Genomic DNA, 17338 nt, shown 5'->3' with positions numbered 1-17338 from the left:
AAGCCTGACACATCGATGACTGCCCGATCCGACACCCTATCTGCTGCCGACGCCTCGGCCGACGCTGGGGCCAGCAATCCCGGCCAGCCGCATACACGCGGCAACCTTCCCCTGCCCGAACCCATCGCGTTCGAAGCCCCCTTTCCCAATCGCAAGACCATCCGCAGCTGGCTGATCCCGCTCGGGGACCGCAGCACGCCGCGCGCGCTGATGCTGTTCGCGTTCGACTATCTGCTGTTCGCGGCAGTGCTGGCCGGCGTGGTACTGGTGCCGGCATGGTGGGCCAAGGTCGGTCTGGGTGTGCTGGCCGGCCTGATCATCGCCCGCCTGTTCATCATCGGCCATGACGCCTGCCACCAGAGCCTGACCGACAACCGCGGCCTGAACAAATGGCTCGGCCGGCTGACCTTCCTGCCGTCGCTCACGCCGTACAGCCTGTGGGAAGTGGGCCACAACGTGGTCCATCACGGCTACACCAATCTCAAGGGCTTCGACTTCGTGTGGGCGCCCTACTCGCTGGAAGAATTCCGCGCGCTGCCGCGCCGGCGCCGCGCGATGGAGCGGATCTACCGTAATGGATTCGGCGCCGGCCTGTACTACCTCATCGAAATCTGGTGGTTCAAGCTGTTTTTCCCGAGCAAGCGCCAGATGGCAACCCGTCGTGCAATCTTCATGTGGGATTGCGCACTGGTCGCCGCCTTCGGCGCGCTGTGGATCGGTGCGTTGGCAGTGCTGGCGATGGCCACGGAGCAGTCGGTCCTGTTGATGATCGGCACGGGTTTCGTGCTGCCGTTCCTGATCTGGAACACCACGGTCGGCTTCGTCCTGTACGTCCACCACACGCATACGAGCGTGGCGTGGTACGACACCAAGCCGATGTGGTCCAAGGCGCAGCCGTTCGTCTCGACCACGGTCCACCTGCGCTTCGGCATGGGTATCGGCGCCGCGCTGCATCACATCATGGAGCACACCGCGCACCACGTGGACATGAGCGTGCCGCTGTACCGGCTCAAGAAGGCCCAGGCACTGCTCGAACACGCACTGCCGGGCCGCATCATCATCGAGAACTTCTCGTGGCGCTGGTACTTCCGCACGGCGCGCCGCTGCAAACTCTACGATTTCAAGGCACTTTGCTGGACCGATTTCCGCGGTCGCCAGACCAGCGAGAACTCGCCGGTCCCCGTCTGATACGCACCATCTACTGAGAACCGTTCTCAAAAACTAGCATTTACGCCGGATTGGTGGACATCATCCACCGCTCTGGCTACAATGCGGCCTTCCATTGGGGAGTAGCCGCCCTGATCTCACCGCGCCGCGCAATGCGGCATCCGGAAGACAGGGGCGTACGTCAACAGACTTGACTGCCACCGCAGTTATGGCGTGCGCAGCTCTGGACCTTGCGTCCGGCGCCTGGCGAGACCGATGACCATACCTTTCTGGCCGGGCCGGGAAAGGCATGCGTCATTGGCATCTCGCAGATGCGCCTTCGGCCCGGTTATTCGACCTATAAGAAATGGCATCCTCATTCCTCGTCTCCACAGGGATCGTCGCGCTCGCGGAAATGGGCGACAAGACGCAATTGCTTTCGCTCGTCCTCGCAGCACGGTATCGCAAACCCATCCCCATCATTCTCGGCATCCTGATCGCCACACTGGTCAACCACGGTTTTGCCGGGGCACTGGGTGGATGGCTGACCGATGTGCTGGGCGCGAATCTCCTGCGGTGGATCCTGGGCCTGGGCTTTATCGCCATGGCGGCATGGATGCTGATCCCGGACAAGCTGGACGACGCCGAAGACACCAAGCCTGCCAAGACCACGCTCGGCATCCTGGGTACAACCATCGTGGCATTCTTCTTTGCCGAAATGGGCGACAAGACGCAGATCGCCACCGTGGCGCTGGCTGCGCGTTTCCATGGTGAAGTCCTGGCCGTGGTAGCAGGCACGACGCTCGGGATGATGCTCGCCAATGCCCCTGCCGTGCTGCTTGGCGACAAGTTCGCCAACAAGATGCCCATCGCCCTGGTGCACAAGATCGCCGCTGCAATCTTCCTGGTACTGGGCCTGCTGGCGCTGTTCAATGTCGGCGGCTGAGGCACCTACGCAATAATAAAAAAACGGGGCACGAAGCCCCGTTCAAACCCTCGCCGGTTCGGTACAGCCGACTGCCAACTGCGCAGCCTCCGAACCGTCGATCACCGATGCTCGGTCAAATTCAGTTGGTAGTTCAGTTGGTTGTCTTGGCGCCGCCTTCGAACCACTGGCCCAGCAATGCGCGCTCGTCGTCCGTGATCTGCGTGACGTTGCCCAGCGGCATCGCCTTCTGCTGCACAGCCTGCTGATAGATCAGCTGGGCATGCGACTTGATGTCATCCACGGTATCGAGCTTGATGCCCTTGGCAGCCGTCGGCATCATCTTCGGCTGCTCGGCATGACACTGCACGCAGCGCGAGTTCATGATCTCCTGCACCTTGACGAAGCTCACCGCGTTGGCGGCAGCGCCATCGGCCTTGGCCACTTGCGGACGCGGCTGCGGTGCGATCAGGAACGCCACCACGCCCAGGCACGCCACACCAGCGGCCGGCCACGCGATGTTGATCTTGCCCTTGTGCTTCAGGATGAAGAACTGACGGATGAACACGCCGGCCAGCATGATCGCGATCAGCACGGCCCAGTTGTTCTTTGCCGCATACGTCATGCTGTAGTGGTTCGACAGCATCGCGAACAGCACCGGCAGCGTGAAGTACGTGTTGTGCACGCTGCGCTGCTTGGCACGCTTGCCGTGGATCGGATCCACCGGCTTGCCGGCCCGCAGGGCTGCCACCACCTTGCGCTGGCCCGGAATGATCCAGAACAGCACGTTCGCGCTCATGATCGTGGCGATCATCGCGCCGGTCAGCAGGAATGCCGCGCGACCCGAGAAGATATGGCACGCCACGTATGCGGCCACACCCACGTAAATCGCCACGAGGATACCAACCGTCTTGTCGCTCTTGCCGAAGATGCGGCAGATGGCGTCATAGACCACCCAGCCGGCGATCAGGTATGACACCGCGAACCCGACTGCCGCGCCCGGCGACATGTCGAAGACGTTCTTGTCGATCAGGAACGTGCTCGCGTTGAACAGGTACAGCACCACGAACAGCGCGAAGCCGCTCATCCACGTGGAATACGACTCCCAGTAGAACCAGTGCAGATGCTCCGGCAGTTTGGCCGGCGACGAGAGGTACTTCTGCGGGTTGTAGAAGCCGCCGCCGTGCACGGCCCAGAGTTCGCCGCCGACACCCTTCTCCTTCAGGTTCTCGTCGGTGGGGGGCGTCAGGCTGTTGTCGAGCCAGACGAAGTAGAACGATGAGCCGATCCAGGCGATTGCGGTGATGACGTGCAGCCAGCGCAACAGCAGATTGGCCCAGTCGAGAATGTAGCCTTCCATGACTTGTCTCCTTTCCCTTCCGACCGCTTCAGCTACCGCGATAGGTCGAGTACGACCACGGCGAGACCAGCAGCGGCACGTGGTAGTGGCCGCTCGTATCGGCAATGCCGAAACGCAGGGTCACCACGTCGAGGAATGCGGGCTCGGGCAGCCTGGTGCCCTGCGCGCGGAAGTAGTCGCCGGCGCCGAAATCGAGTTCGTAGACGCCAACCTGCAGGTCGGCACCTTCCAGCAGGGGCTGGTCTGCACGGCCGTCGTGGTTGGTCTGGATCGACTTCAGGGTCTCGCGACGATTGTCGACAATTTTATGCAGGGTAACCGACATGCCGGCGCCGGGCGTGCCGGCTGCGGTGTCGAGAACGTGAGTGGTCAAGCGTCCCATCCTGTTCTTCCTTTGGAGTGTGGGTTGTGAGGGGCGCCGCTGCCTTCACTAGCACCATTTGTGGGGAATGGTGCCCGCTCGGTACGTATTTCAACGCATCCCGGCGCTAGGTTGGTGCGTGGCGACAATGCGCCTGCACGGACCCGGTGACAACTCGGTAGATACCCGCGGTTGTCAAAAACCGTACTCGGTTTTGTTGACAATGGTGCTTGCATATCCAAATAATTGTCAACAATTTTTAGATCCATGCAGCCGTATGACCGATATCAAGACGCTTGATGTCGATCTGATGACCGGTCGCTACGATCACTGACCATCGCCCCTTCAGCTTTTTTGCGAGTGTCCAGGATGTCCAAGAATCTCAAGCTCATTGCCCCCACCGCCGCCGACGTACTGCCTGCGTCCCTCGACAACAAGCCTGCCCGCAAGGGATCGGTGGAAGAGCGCATGTATCACGAGATCTACGACGCGATCATGGAGCACCGCCTGCCGCCGCGCACCAAGCTGACGGAGCACTCGCTTTGCGAGATCTATGCCACCGCGCGCCACACCGTGCGCAAGGTGCTATCGCGTCTGGCCGCCGACGGCATGGTGGATCTGGAACCGAACCGTGGCGCGTTCATCGCCAGCCCGTCCACGGACGAGGCCCATGACATGTTCGAACTGCGCCAGATGCTCGAGCGTGCCGTGCTCGACAAGCTGGCTTCCCTGCCGAACGTGCGTGCCGTGATCGCCCCGCTGCGCAAGATGGTGAACGACGAGCGCCAGGCGTTCCTGACTCACGAGCGTCCGCGCTGGATTCGCTTGTCCGCCGAATTCCATACCGCACTGGCCGAGCTGTCCGGCAACGAACTATTGGTAACGATGATGCGCCGCCTGGTGTCGCGCACCACGCTGATGATTGCCAGCGTGGAAGCCCCCGGCCACAACGCGTGTTCGTTCGATGAGCACGACGAGATTCTCGACGCACTGGAACAGGGCGACGCTGCCCTGGCCAAGTCGCGCATGGCGCACCACCTTGGCGCGTGCGCCGATCGCGTGCAACCCGATGAACCAGGCAATTTCGATCTTCGCAGCGTGCTGGGCCGCTCCACCTAGCGCAATGTTCCCGCCGCCGGGCAACAGACATCCCCTGTTGCCGATGCAGACCCACCGGTTTAGCCACCACATTCGCCCGTCAGAGGCACGGCAGGAAACCGGACAAGAACCGTCAACAAGTGCCCACGACAAGAGGCGCCGACAAAACGGTCAAGGGTAAAACCCGGCGCGCGTTCCCATCCAAAACCAAAGGAGAGGAGACACACCCATGAATTCCGCAAGCACCACGGTCCCCACGGATCTCACAAACGAGCGGCTGCCCTCCGGGCGGTTGCTGGCGCTGGGCCTGCAGCATGTACTGGTGATGTATGCCGGCACGGTGGCGGTTCCGCTGATCGTCGGCGGTGCGCTCAGGCTCCCCAAGGATCAGCTCGCCTTCCTGATCAATGCCGACCTCTTCGCAGCGGGCCTGGCTACGCTGATCCAGGCCATCGGTTTCTGGAAGTTCGGCATCCGGCTGCCGGTGATGATGGGCGTCACGTTCGCATCGGTGGCACCGATGATCGCCATCGGCAACGATCCCAACGTCGGCCTGCTCGGCATCTATGGCGCGGTGATCGCGTCAGGACTGTTCGGCATCCTGATCGCGCCGATGATGGGACGCATGCTGGGACTCTTCCCACCCGTGGTGACCGGCACCGTGATCACGCTGATCGGTGTGTCGCTGATGCGGGTGGGCATCAACTGGGCCGGTGGCGGACAACCCACCACCCGCGCCGTGATCGATGGCGTGGTCAAGGAAGTACCCAACCTTGCCTACGGCGATCTGACCAACCTCGGCATCGCCGGGCTGGTGCTGCTGGTGATCCTCGTGCTGAGCAAGTACGGCCGCGGACTGGTATCGAACTGCGCGGTGCTGCTCGGCATCATCGTCGGCACGCTGGTGGCCATGGCCTTTGGCAAGGTGTCGTTCGACGGCCTGCATGACGCGAGCTACGTGGCCGTCATCACGCCGTTCCACTTCGGCATGCCGACATTCGAGATCACCGCCATCCTGTCGATGTGCATCGTCATGCTGATCACACTGGTGGAGTCCACCGGCATGTTCCTGGCGCTGTCCGACATCACGGGCCGCAAGCTGAGCCGCAGCGACCTGACGGCCGGCCTGCGCGCCGATGGCCTGGGCACGGTGATCGGCGGCGTGTTCAACACCTTCCCGTACACCTCGTTCTCGCAGAACGTGGGTCTGGTCACGGTAACCGGCGTGCGCTCACGCTACGTGGCGGCAGCCGGCGGCCTGATCCTGATCGCGTTCGGCCTGTTCCCGAAGATGGCCCACGTGGTGGCTTCGGTGCCGCAGTTCGTGCTCGGCGGCGCCGGCATCGTGATGTTCGGCATGGTGGCGGCCACGGGTATCCGCATCCTGGGTTCGTGCGACTTCAACAAGAACCGCCACAACCTGTTCATCGTGGCGATCTCGATCGGCTTCGGCATGATTCCCACGCTGTCGCCCACGCTGTTCCAGTATCTGCCCAAGTGGACCGACCCGTTCACGCACAGCGGCATCGTGCTCGGCACCATCGTCGCAGTGGCGTTGAACCTGTTCTTCAACGGCATCCAGTCTGCCGATGAAGCCATGCGCAACGCCGCGGCAAACTCGCACGGCACGGAGTAACGCCGCCGACGATTGACCGCCAACAATCTCGAACGACAATCGGGCGGCAACAATTTGTGGCCACGTTGCCGCCACGATGTCAAGCCCGCCGGAGTCTTTCTGGCACGCGCTTTGCATAAGTGAAGCCGCTGCCAGGGACGCCGGACGAGCAAACGTTTTTTTGATTTCTCCGAGTTTTCTCCTGAGGCACCTGAAGCAAACATAACCAGATGAAACACGATAACTATCCACGCGATCTCATCGGCTACGGCGCCCAGCCGCCGCACGCCCGCTGGCCGGGCGGCGCACGCATCGCGCTGCAGTTCGTGCTCAATTACGAGGAGGGCGGCGAGAACTGCGTGCTGCACGGCGACGCCGCTTCCGAGCAGTTCCTGTCCGAGATCATCGGTGCCGCGGCCTACCCCGCGCGGCACATGAGCATGGAAGGCGTCTACGAGTACGGTTCGCGTGCCGGCGTCTGGCGCATCCTGCGCGAGTTCGAGCAACGCAAGCTGCCGCTCACCATCTTCGGCGTATCGATGGCACTGCAGCGCCATCCCGAACTCACGCGCGCGTTCGTCGAACTCGGTCACGAGATCGCCTGCCACGGCTGGCGCTGGATCCACTACCAAGGCATGGACGAAGCCACCGAGCGCGAGCACATGCGCATCGGCATGCAGATCATCAGGGACCTGACCGGCGAGATGCCGCTCGGCTGGTACACGGGCCGCGACAGCCCCAACACACGCCGCCTCGTCGTGGAACACGGCGGGCTGCTCTACGACGCCGACTACTACGGCGACGACCTGCCCTTCTGGACCGAAGTGGAAGTCACCGGTGGCGAGAAGAAGCCGCACCTGGTGGTGCCGTACACGCTCGACTCCAACGACATGCGCTTCGCCACGCCGCAGGGCTTCAATACCGGCGATCAATTCTTCCAGTACCTGAAGGACGCGTTCGACGTGCTGTATGCCGAGGGCGACCCGAGCGGACTCGACGCGCCAAAGATGCTGTCGGTGGGCATGCACTGCCGACTGCTGGGCCGCCCGGGCCGCTTCCGCGCGCTCCAGAAATTCCTGGACTACGTGCAGTCGCACGACAAGGTGTGGATCTGCCGGCGTGTCGATATCGCACGCCACTGGATCGAAACCCATCCCCACCGGAGCCAGGCATGAGCACAACGACCCACAACCCATACACCATCGCGCAGATCAATGGACTGCCCGAAGCAGAATTCGTCAAAGTCCTCGGCGGCATCTACGAGCACTCGCCGTGGTTTGCCGAAGCCGCATCGAAGCAGCGACCTTTCGCCAACACGGCGGAACTCGCCACCGCATTGCGCGGTGCCGTGGATGCAGCCGGCAAGGAGGCCCAACTGAAGCTCGTACGCGCTCACCCGGAGCTTGCGGGCAAGGCTGCGGTGCGCGGCGAACTGACCGCGGAGTCCACGCGGGAACAGGCCGGTGCCGGACTGGATCAATGCACGCCGGAGGAATTCCAGCGCCTCCAGAATCTGAATGCGGCCTACAACCAGAAGTTTGGATTCCCCTTCATCCTGGCTGTTCGTGGCTACGATCGCCACGGCATCATCGAGGCTTTTGCAAGGCGTTTGGAGAACGCACCCGATGTCGAGTTGCAAACTTGCATCAACCAGATCCATCGCATTGCGCAGTTCCGGTTGAACGACTTAGTATCCGCCTGAAATCAAAACCATAACGGTAGAAGAGAGAGAGAAATTCAGGGACGTTCAGCGAGCCATGCCTGCTGTCAAACAACGTCCCCGGCCGCGCCGGTCCCCAATGCACAGTCAGACTTCCGAGCGCGGCCGAGGGACGTAGTACCAAAGAAACCCTGAAGGGTTCCGGCACACAAGAAAAAACGTTCTGAGCAGCATTACAACCACGGAGGTCTTAAACATGAAGAAGCAGTACAAGCCGGCTTTCAAGCTGGCGGCAATCGCGGCTACCCTTTTCTCCGGCGCGGCCATGGCCCAATCCAGCGTCACGCTGTATGGCCAGGCTGACATGTTCGTCGGTGGTATCAAGAGCGTGGGCGGCGCGGACCGCGCCTACGTTGCCAACTCGGGTGGCATGCAAACGTCGTACTGGGGGATCAAGGGTACGGAAGACCTGGGCCTGGGCACGAAGGCAATCTTCGACCTGAACGGTTTCTTCCGCACCGACTCCGGCAGCATGGGCCGCTTCAACGGCGACTCGATGTTCAGCCGCAATGCGTATGTCGGCCTGCAGAACGATCGCTATGGTTCGGTGAAGCTGGGCCGCAACACCACGCCCTACTTCGTCTCCACGATCCTGTTCAATCCGCTGGTTGACTCGTACGTCTTCAGCCCGATGATTTTCCACACGTACTTCGGCGCGAACAATGGCCGCGTGTACGACCCGGGCATCATCGGCGATTCGGGCTGGAACAACTCGATCGTCTACTCGACGCCGAACTTTGGTGGCCTGACCGCCAACTTCATCTACAGCGCGGGTGAGTCGGCCGGCAACGCCAGCAAGGCCAAGTGGGGCGGCAACGTGACCTACTTCTCGGGTCCTGTGGCAGCCACGGTGGCATTCCAGCAGGTCAAGTTCGACAACACGCCGTTCGACCTGACCAACGCACCGACCACGCCAAACGCCAACACGCCGTACATCGTCGGCTTCGACAAGCAGACGGCAGTGCAGGCCGGCGCCTCGTACGACTTCAAGGTCGTCAAGGTGTTCCTGCAAGGCCAGTACATCAAGACCGACGTGAACAACAATGTGAACGGCGACATCAAGCACATCGACGGTCAGGGTGGCGTGTCGATTCCCGTGGGCGCCGGCAACATCCTGGCGTCGTACACGTATGGCCGTGTGCTGAACGAGCTGTCGAGCTTCAAGCGCAACACGATGGCAGTGGCCTACGACTACAACCTGTCGAAGCGTACCGACGTCTACGCCGCGTACTACTACGACAAGATCACGGGCCTCGAGCACGGCGACAGCTTCGGCGTGGGCGTGCGTCACAAGTTCTGATCGCAAGGTATACAGCAGCCCTGAAAGCCTGCCCTCGCGGCAGGCTTTTTTCATGCGCTTTCGTGCGCGCCAGGCGCCGCTCGCCGGCACAATGCTGCGCACAACATGCTGCGACGCAGCAAGACGTTGCGCAACGGCAGCAGGATGGGAAACGGCTGCTTCATAGTCGCTTTCAATTGGCGACTATGTTCTCTTCTACCTAGATTGGTTTTCCGGACTGTGTGCCGGACCACGTAAATCAGGACGAGAGAGGTGACGCATGCGGCGCTATGTGAAGTCCCGATCGGAACTCATGGCCATATTGAGCCAATGCCTGGACAACAACCCGGAGTGCGGCGAGATGGAATTGCACGCGATGCGTGTGCATCAGCCGGACCATACGGGTTGCAACTGGAGTGCTGAGGTCGATCTCCGCCAGGAGTGCTTCGATGACTTGTCGCAGCAAATGGCCGCCGCCCGTTCGATCATCGTGGTGATGCGGGAGCAGTACAACGTGCTGCAGTGAGCGGGCACGACTGTGCGTACTGACTCGCCGACGCGCTGACACCCCGGCAGAAGTGCCAGCGCACCGACAAAAAAAACCGGGCCGCATAGGCGGCCCGGTTTTTTTTCGACTCTACTCGGATCAGCGGATCAGCGGATCGCGTTGGCTTCCGCCACGGCCACGGCCGTCATGTTGACGATGCGGCGGGTGGTGGCCTGCGGGTTCAGGATGTGAACCGGCTTGGCCGCGCCCAGCAGGATCGGACCCACCGTCACGCCCTGGCCGCCCGTCATCTTGAGCAGGTTGAACGCGATGTTGGCCGCATCCAGCGTCGGCATGACCAGCAGGTTGGCGCTGCCAGCCAGCTTCGTGCTCGGCAGGAAGTGGCGGCGCACGTCTTCGTCGAGTGCGGCATCGCCCTGCATTTCGCCTTCGACTTCCAGTTCCGGCGCCACGCGGGCCAGGATCGCTGCGGCTTCACGCATCTTCTGCGCCGACGGACGGTTCGACGAACCGAACATCGAGTGCGACATCATCGCTGCCTTCGGATGCAGACCGAAACGCGCGATTTCCTGCGCCGCCAGTTGCGCGATTGCCGCCAGTTCCTCGGCGCTCGGATCGTCGTTGACGAAGGTGTCGGTGATGAACAGCGTGTGCTTCTCCAGCATCAGCGCGTTCATCGCCGCAAATACCTTGGCATCCGGCGCCAGACCGATCACGTCGCGCACATGTTCCAGGTGTGCTTCGAAACGGCCTACCGTACCGCACAGCAGCGCGTCCGCATCGCCCATGTGCATCAGCATCGTGCCGATCAGCGTGTTCGAGCGGCGCAGTGCCACCTTGGCCATGTCCGGCGTCACGCCATCGCGGCCACGCAGCGCGTGGTAAGCCTCGTGGTAGGCGCGGTAACGCGGATCGTCTTCCGGATTGATGAGTTCGAAATCGACACCCGAACGCAGGCGCAGGCCAGCCTTCTCGATACGCATCTGGATCACGTGCGGACGACCGATCAGGATCGGACGTGCCAGGCCTTCATCGACCACGCTTTGCACGGCGCGCAGCACGCGCTCTTCTTCGCCCTCGGCGTAGGCCACGCGCTTCGGCGCTGCCTTCGCAGCGGAGAACACGGGCTTCATGATCAGGCCCGTGTGATACACGTAGCTCGACAGTTGCTGACGATAGGCGTCGAGATCCTGGATCGGACGCGTTGCCACGCCGGATTCCTCGGCAGCCTTGGCCACGGCCGGTGCGATCTTCTCGATCAGGCGCTGGTCGAACGGCGTCGGGATGATGTAGTCGGGGCCGAACTTCAGTTCACGGCCACCGTAGGCTGCGGCCACGGCATCGTTGAGTTCGGCTTCGGCCAGTTCGGCAATCGCCTTCACGCAGGCCAGCTTCATTTCTTCCGTGATCTTCGTCGCGCCGCAATCGAGCGCGCCACGGAAGATGTACGGGAAGCACAGCACGTTGTTGACCTGATTCGGATAGTCCGAGCGGCCCGTGGCGATGATGCAGTCCGGACGCGCGGCCTTGGCCACTTCCGGGCGGATTTCCGGCTCCGGGTTCGCCAGTGCCAGGATGATGGGCTTGTCGGCCATCGTCTTGACCATGTCGCCCGTCAGCACGCCTGCGGTGGAGCACCCCAGGAACACGTCGGCGCCATCGACGATATCGGCCAGCGTACGGGCCGTGGTGTCCTGCGCGTAGCGGGCCTTGTTGGCTTCCATGTTGGCATCGCGGCCCTGGAAGATCACGCCCTTCGAATCCACCACGAAGACGTTCTCGCGCTTCACGCCGAGGCTGACCATGGTGTCCAGGCAAGCGATAGCTGCGGCGCCCGCACCCGAGACCGCCAGCTTGACCTTGCCGATTTCCTTGCCCACGACTTTCAGGCCGTTCAGCAGTGCGGCGGCGGAGATGATCGCGGTGCCGTGCTGGTCGTCGTGGAAGACGGGAATGTTCATGCGCTCGCGCAGTTGCTTCTCGATGTAGAAGCATTCCGGCGCCTTGATGTCTTCAAGGTTCACGCCGCCGAGCGTGGGCTCCAGCGCGGCTACGATTTCCACGATCTTGTCCGGGTCGCGTGCATCGAGTTCGATGTCGAACACGTCGATGCCTGCAAACTTCTTGAACAGGCAGCCCTTGCCTTCCATCACCGGCTTGCCGGCCAGCGGGCCGATGTCGCCCAGACCCAGCACTGCCGTACCGTTCGTGATCACTGCCACGAGGTTGCCGCGCGAGGTGTACTCGGCAGCCATCGCCGGGTCCTTGTGGATCTCCTCGCACGCATACGCCACGCCAGGCGAGTAGGCCAGCGACAGGTCGCGCTGGTTCGACAGCGCCTTCGTGGCCGTTACCTGAATCTTGCCCTTGGTCGGGCTGCGGTGATATTCGAGTGCCGCCAGACGCAATTGCGCTTCGGGGCTGTTCGGGGCATGTTGCGGTGCATCACCGCGAGTCTTGCTGCTCATCTGCGTGTCCAGGAGAGAAGGCGAAAAAAATCGAGGGGCCATTCTAGCCCAGTCAATACGTGCTGGCGGCCCTTTGCAATGCGCAAATCAAGGTTTTTCACGGGGCTGCGCGCAAAAATCGTGTTGCCGAGTGGCAGGCACTGCGCGTCGTCTCATCAGTGGACGAATGTCGACGAATGCATGCGGCACGCAACCCCTCTGACTTGGCTGCCTTACGGCTTCTTTTCCTTCTCCACTTCGAGCGTGACGCGACGCGGTCTTCCGCTTTCGGCCGGGAAATCCAGGAACGCGCTGCGGATCATGTACGGCATGACACCGGTCAGGCTGCCGCCTTCGGTGGTGTTGCGTGCCGTCACCTGATAGACGCGCTTGCCGCTGGCCGCGTCCTTGAAATAGACGCGGAGGTTCGAGAATGTCACTGGCACGTCGCGTACCACGGTCTGCGGCGGCCAGTATCCCGGCCCCCAGCCATAGGGGCCGTAGGGGCGATACCAGCCATACGGTCCCCAGTAAGGACCCCACGGGCCGTACCAGGGATCGGGGTAGTAGGTTTCCGCCACGCGCACGAAGCCCGGCGTCGCGTCATAGTCCATCGTCACCCGGTAGCGGGCCTGCGCGGCGGGCGTCTGCTCGAAACCAAGGCCGGACAGCGCCTGCGCCAGCCAGAGTTCGTAGGTTTGCCGATCGAGCTGGCCTTCCTGCTGGGGCGCGCGATCAAAGGCATAGGTGCGCGGCGCATCGTTCTGCCAAGTGGCTTCGCGGAATGCGGTCACCTCGGTTGTGATCGTGCTTGCGCACCCCGACAGCCACAGCGCGCCGAGCGCCACCAGGCCCCAGCGTCCCCATCTCAACACGTCTTGCCACATCGCAATACCTCACCCCTGTTGGTCGACCCGTTTCCTCAGACACGAACCGGCTGTGCGAATTCCCATGCAGAAGCTGCCTCAGCGCAAGCCGGCGACCCCTTGGCTACAATGAGGACTTCCCGGACCGTTCCGCACGGCCCTCCGCCCCCGGTCACTCCGAAGACAGGATTTCCCCATGCTGCGCACCGATACGCCCGTTACCGTCTATCGCAAGGACTATACTCCGCCCGCGTTCGCCATCGACCACGTCGAGCTGGTGCTCGACCTCGATCCGCAGCGGACCATCGTCACCAGCACGCTGACCCTGCAACGTACCGCCTCCACGGACGTGCCGCTGGTGCTCACGGGCGAAGCGCTCGAACTGGTTGGCATCCGCCTGGACGGCCACCCGTTCACCGCTTTCAGCCACGAAGACGACACGCTGACGCTGACCGGCCTGCCCGCGCAGGGCACGCTGGAAATCACCGTCGCGTGCAATCCTTCCGCCAACACCACGCTGTCCGGCCTCTATGTGTCGAACGGCAACTTCTTTACGCAGTGCGAGGCCGAAGGCTTCCGCCGCATCACCTACTTCCTCGACCGCCCCGACGTGATGGCCACCTATCGCGTCACGCTGCGTGCGAACCGCGCCGCGTGCCCCGTGTTGCTGTCGAACGGCAACCTGCTGTCCGAGCGCGAACTGCCGGACGGCCGGCACGAAGCGGTATGGGAAGACCCGTTCCGCAAGCCGTCGTATTTGTTCGCGCTGGTAGCCGGCAAGCTCGAACGGATCGAGAAGACGATCCAGAGCGCATCGGGCAAGGACAAGCTGCTGCAGGTCTGGGTGGAGCCGCAGGATCTGGACAAGACACAGCACGCGATGGATTCGCTGGTGCATTCGATCCGCTGGGACGAACGGCGCTTTGGACTGGAACTCGATCTCGACCGCTTCATGATTGTCGCCGTGAGCGACTTCAACATGGGGGCGATGGAGAACAAGGGCCTGAACATCTTCAATACGAAGTACGTGCTGGCCAATGCGGAGACCGCCACCGACGTGGACTTCGCCAATATCGAATCGGTGGTGGCGCACGAGTACTTCCACAACTGGACCGGCAACCGCGTGACGTGCCGCGACTGGTTCCAGCTCTCGCTCAAGGAAGGACTGACCGTGTTCCGCGATCAGGAATTCTCCGCGGACATGATGGGTTCGGAATCGGGCCGCGCCGTGAAGCGTATCGAGGATGTACGCGTACTGCGTCAGGTGCAGTTCCCCGAGGATGCGGGCCCGATGGCACATCCGGTGCGCCCGGACAGCTTCGAGGAAATCAACAACTTCTACACGGTCACCGTCTACGAGAAAGGCGCCGAGGTCGTGCGGATGTACCAGACGCTGCTGGGCCGCGATGGTTTCCGGCGCGGCATGGATCTGTACTTCAAACGCCATGACGGTCAGGCTGTGACGTGCGACGATTTCCGCGCAGCGATGGCCGATGCCAACGGCCGCGATCTCACACAGTTCGGCCTGTGGTACAGCCAGGCGGGTACGCCCGTGGTCACCGCGAAGACGCACTGGGATGGCAAGGCTGGCGTGTTGACGCTGACGTTGTCGCAGCGCTGCCCGAAGGTCGGCATCGAAACGCGCGCGGGCTCGCCCGACAAGCAACCGTTCCACATTCCGTTCGCCGTCGGACTGCTCGACGCCGAAGGCAACGACCTGCCGCTGCAACTCGATGGCGAATCACAGCCAACCGTCACCACGCGGGTGCTCGATTTCACGCAGGCCGAGCAGACGTTCCGCTTCGTGGGCCTGCCCACTGGCGACAAGGCTCCCCTGCCCTCGCTGCTGCGCAACTTCTCGGCACCGGTCATCGTCGACTATGAGTACAGCGACAACGAACTGACGTTCCTGCTCGCGCACGATAGCGATGCCTTCAACCGCTGGGAAGCCGGCCAGAGACTGGCCACGCGCGCATTGCTGCAACTGGTGCAGGACGTGCAGGCGAATCGCGAACTGAAGCTCGATCCCGCACTGGTCTCCGCTTTCCGCACGGTGCTGACAGATGGTTCGCTGAACCCGGCGTTCCGCGAGCAGGCGTTGATGCTGCCTGCCGAAGCCTATCTGGCCGAACGCATGGCCGTAGCCGATCCCGCTGCGATCCATTACGCACGATTGTTCATGCGCGAGGGCCTGGCCCGCGCGCTCAAGAACGAATGGCTGGCGGCGTATCAATCCAACGCCACGCCGGGCGAGTACAGCCCCGATGCCGACTCGATGGCCAAGCGCGCGCTGCGCAACCTCGCGCTCGGCTACCTGGCGGATTCGGGCGACGCCGACATGCAGGCACTGGCCGATGAACACTATCGCCAGAGCGGCAACATGACCGACCGCTTTGCTGCACTGTCTGCACTGGTCAACAGCTTCGCGCCGGGCCGCGAACACGCGCTGACCGATTACTACGAGCGTTTCGAGAACGACGCGCTGGTCATCGACAAGTGGTTCTCGCTGCAAGGCATGCAGCGCGGCGAAGTGGGTCCGCACGCGGGCAAGCGCACCATCGATACCGTGCGCGCGCTGATGGAGCATCCGGCCTTCAACCTTCGCAATCCGAACCGCGCCCGCTCGCTGATTTTCAGCTTCTGCTCGGGCAATCCGGCACAGTTCCACGCGCAGGACGGCTCCGGCTACGCGTTCTGGGCCGAACAGGTGCTGGCGCTCGATGCGATCAACCCGCAGGTGGCGGCGCGCCTTGCCCGTGTGATGGATCGTTGGCAAAAATACGAAGCGCCGCTGCGCGAGCAGATGCGCAGCGCGCTGGAACGGGTGGCGGCTGCATCGACGCTGTCGCGCGATGTACGCGAGATCGTGGGCAAGGCACTGGCCAGTTAAGCGCCCCAGGGCGACCGAAAACGGGCTGTCCTTAGCGGCAGCCCTGTAGAATGGCGGCCATCCAAGGAGAACGCACCATGTCACGCATCAGCCTCACCCGCTATCTGGTCGAGGAGCAGCGCAAACACAACACGATCCAGCCGGAACTGCGGTTGCTGATCGAAGTGGTTGCCCGTTCCTGCAAGGCCATTTCCAACGCCGTCAGCAAGGGCGCCCTCGCCGGCGTGCTCGGCTCGGCCGGCACTGGCAACGTCCAGGGCGAAACGCAGCAGAAACTCGACGTGATCGCCAATGAAGTGCTGCTCGACGCCAATGAATGGGGCGGCCACCTGGCAGCGATGGCATCCGAGGAAATGGACTCGTTCTACGAGATCCCGAATCGTTACCCGAAGGGCGAATACCTGCTGCTGTTCGATCCGCTCGACGGGTCGTCGAACATCGACGTCAACGTGTCGATCGGCACGATCTTCTCGGTGCTGCACATGCCCAAGCCGGGCGAGACCGTGACCGAGGCCGATTTCATGCAGCCGGGCACGCAGCAGGTGGCCGCCGGCTACGCAGTCTATGGCCCGCAGACCACGCTGGTGCTGACGGTTGGCAATGGCGTGCACATGTTCACGCTCGATCGCGAGGCTGGCAGCTTCGTGCTGACGCAATCGGACGTGAAGATCCCGGAAGACACCAAGGAATTCGCGATCAACATGTCCAACATGCGCCACTGGGCTCCGCCTGTGCGCAAGTACATCGACGAATGCCTGGCCGGCGAGGATGGCGAGCGCGGCAAGAACTTCAACATGCGCTGGATTGCCTCGATGGTGGCAGACGTGCACCGCATCCTGACCCGTGGCGGCGTGTTCCTGTATCCGTGGGACAAGCGTGAACCCGAGAAGCCAGGCAAGCTGCGCCTGATGTACGAAGCCAATCCGATGGCGTTCCTCGTCGAGCAGGCTGGCGGCGCGGCCACGAACGGCCACGAACGCATCCTCGACGTGCAGCCGACCAAGCTGCACCAGCGGGTATCGGTGATCCTCGGTTCGAAGAACGAAGTGGATCGCGTGACCCGCTATCACCAGGAAGACGGTTCGAAGCCGGTGGTCTGATCACTGGCAATCGAATGAAAACA

The 17338-nt window shown here is 62.6% G+C and carries 14 protein-coding genes and 1 riboswitch; of the genes, 10 read left to right on the top strand and 4 right to left on the bottom strand.

All coding sequences use genetic code 11. From position 1 onward, the window contains the following. Nucleotides 1-15 precede the first annotated feature (15 nt). The gene (locus tag ABDB81_RS06275) at nt 16-1188 is read left to right on the top strand and encodes a fatty acid desaturase (RefSeq protein WP_346810422.1); all 1173 of its coding nucleotides are present in this window, start codon (nt 16-18) and stop codon (nt 1186-1188) included. A gap of 84 nt (nt 1189-1272) precedes the next feature. After that, nucleotides 1273-1446, top strand: a riboswitch (yybP-ykoY riboswitch). Nucleotides 1447-1513: 67 nt separating this feature from the next. Then, nucleotides 1514-2092: a TMEM165/GDT1 family protein gene (locus tag ABDB81_RS06270; RefSeq protein ID WP_137922982.1), complete on the top strand. Its 579-nt coding sequence runs from the start codon at nt 1514-1516 to the stop codon at nt 2090-2092. 133 nt (nt 2093-2225) lie between these two features. Here the strand turns inward: ABDB81_RS06270 and ABDB81_RS06265 are convergent, their stop codons facing one another. Then, entirely contained in the window at nt 2226-3431 is a 1206-nt protein-coding gene (locus tag ABDB81_RS06265) for a urate hydroxylase PuuD (RefSeq protein ID WP_137922981.1), read from the bottom strand. 28 nt (nt 3432-3459) lie between these two features. Next, nucleotides 3460-3813: a hydroxyisourate hydrolase gene (gene uraH / locus ABDB81_RS06260; RefSeq protein WP_137922980.1), complete on the bottom strand. Its 354-nt coding sequence runs from the start codon at nt 3811-3813 to the stop codon at nt 3460-3462. Nucleotides 3814-4161: 348 nt separating this feature from the next. On the opposite strand from uraH, the gene ABDB81_RS06255 reads away from it, so the two are divergent. The 6 genes from ABDB81_RS06255 to ABDB81_RS06230 all read left to right on the top strand — a co-directional run bounded on the left by ABDB81_RS06255 (nt 4162) and on the right by ABDB81_RS06230 (nt 10030). After that, the gene (locus tag ABDB81_RS06255) at nt 4162-4911 is read left to right on the top strand and encodes a GntR family transcriptional regulator (RefSeq protein ID WP_137922979.1); all 750 of its coding nucleotides are present in this window, start codon (nt 4162-4164) and stop codon (nt 4909-4911) included. Nucleotides 4912-5119: 208 nt separating this feature from the next. Beyond that, nucleotides 5120-6526: a nucleobase:cation symporter-2 family protein gene (locus tag ABDB81_RS06250; RefSeq protein WP_137922978.1), complete on the top strand. Its 1407-nt coding sequence runs from the start codon at nt 5120-5122 to the stop codon at nt 6524-6526. Between the two features lie 209 nt (nt 6527-6735). Beyond that, nucleotides 6736-7680, top strand: coding sequence for an allantoinase PuuE (gene puuE / locus ABDB81_RS06245; protein WP_346810421.1), 945 nt, complete (start codon nt 6736-6738; stop codon nt 7678-7680). Then, nucleotides 7677-8207, top strand: a complete 531-nt coding sequence (gene uraD, locus ABDB81_RS06240; protein WP_346810420.1) for a 2-oxo-4-hydroxy-4-carboxy-5-ureidoimidazoline decarboxylase — start codon at nt 7677-7679, stop codon at nt 8205-8207. Before puuE ends, uraD begins: the two co-directional genes overlap by 4 nt. A gap of 214 nt (nt 8208-8421) precedes the next feature. Next, nucleotides 8422-9525: a porin gene (locus ABDB81_RS06235; protein ID WP_137922975.1), complete on the top strand. Its 1104-nt coding sequence runs from the start codon at nt 8422-8424 to the stop codon at nt 9523-9525. Nucleotides 9526-9784: 259 nt separating this feature from the next. Further along, on the top strand, nt 9785-10030 hold the full coding sequence (locus tag ABDB81_RS06230) for a hypothetical protein (RefSeq protein ID WP_137922974.1): 246 nt from the start codon (nt 9785-9787) through the stop codon (nt 10028-10030). 128 nt (nt 10031-10158) lie between these two features. Here the strand turns inward: ABDB81_RS06230 and ABDB81_RS06225 are convergent, their stop codons facing one another. Further along, complete coding sequence (locus ABDB81_RS06225) at nt 10159-12480, bottom strand: NADP-dependent malic enzyme (protein WP_346810419.1); 2322 nt, start codon at nt 12478-12480, stop codon at nt 10159-10161. A gap of 212 nt (nt 12481-12692) precedes the next feature. Beyond that, nucleotides 12693-13346, bottom strand: a complete 654-nt coding sequence (locus tag ABDB81_RS06220) for a DUF4136 domain-containing protein (RefSeq protein WP_137922972.1) — start codon at nt 13344-13346, stop codon at nt 12693-12695. A gap of 175 nt (nt 13347-13521) precedes the next feature. Between ABDB81_RS06220 and pepN the strand changes: the two genes are divergently transcribed. Continuing rightward, nucleotides 13522-16215: an aminopeptidase N gene (gene pepN / locus ABDB81_RS06215; protein ID WP_346810418.1), complete on the top strand. Its 2694-nt coding sequence runs from the start codon at nt 13522-13524 to the stop codon at nt 16213-16215. 77 nt (nt 16216-16292) lie between these two features. After that, a complete protein-coding gene (locus tag ABDB81_RS06210; RefSeq protein ID WP_137922970.1) occupies nt 16293-17315 on the top strand; it encodes a class 1 fructose-bisphosphatase in 1023 nt (340 codons plus the stop codon). The last annotated feature ends 23 nt before the right edge of the window (nt 17316-17338 follow it).

The sequence above is a fragment of the Cupriavidus sp. DL-D2 genome (assembly GCF_039710735.1).
In the GTDB taxonomy this organism is placed as follows: domain Bacteria; phylum Pseudomonadota; class Gammaproteobacteria; order Burkholderiales; family Burkholderiaceae; genus Cupriavidus.
The sequence above is the reverse complement of the archived record's forward strand: the minus strand, read 5'-3'. Positions and strand labels throughout refer to the sequence as shown.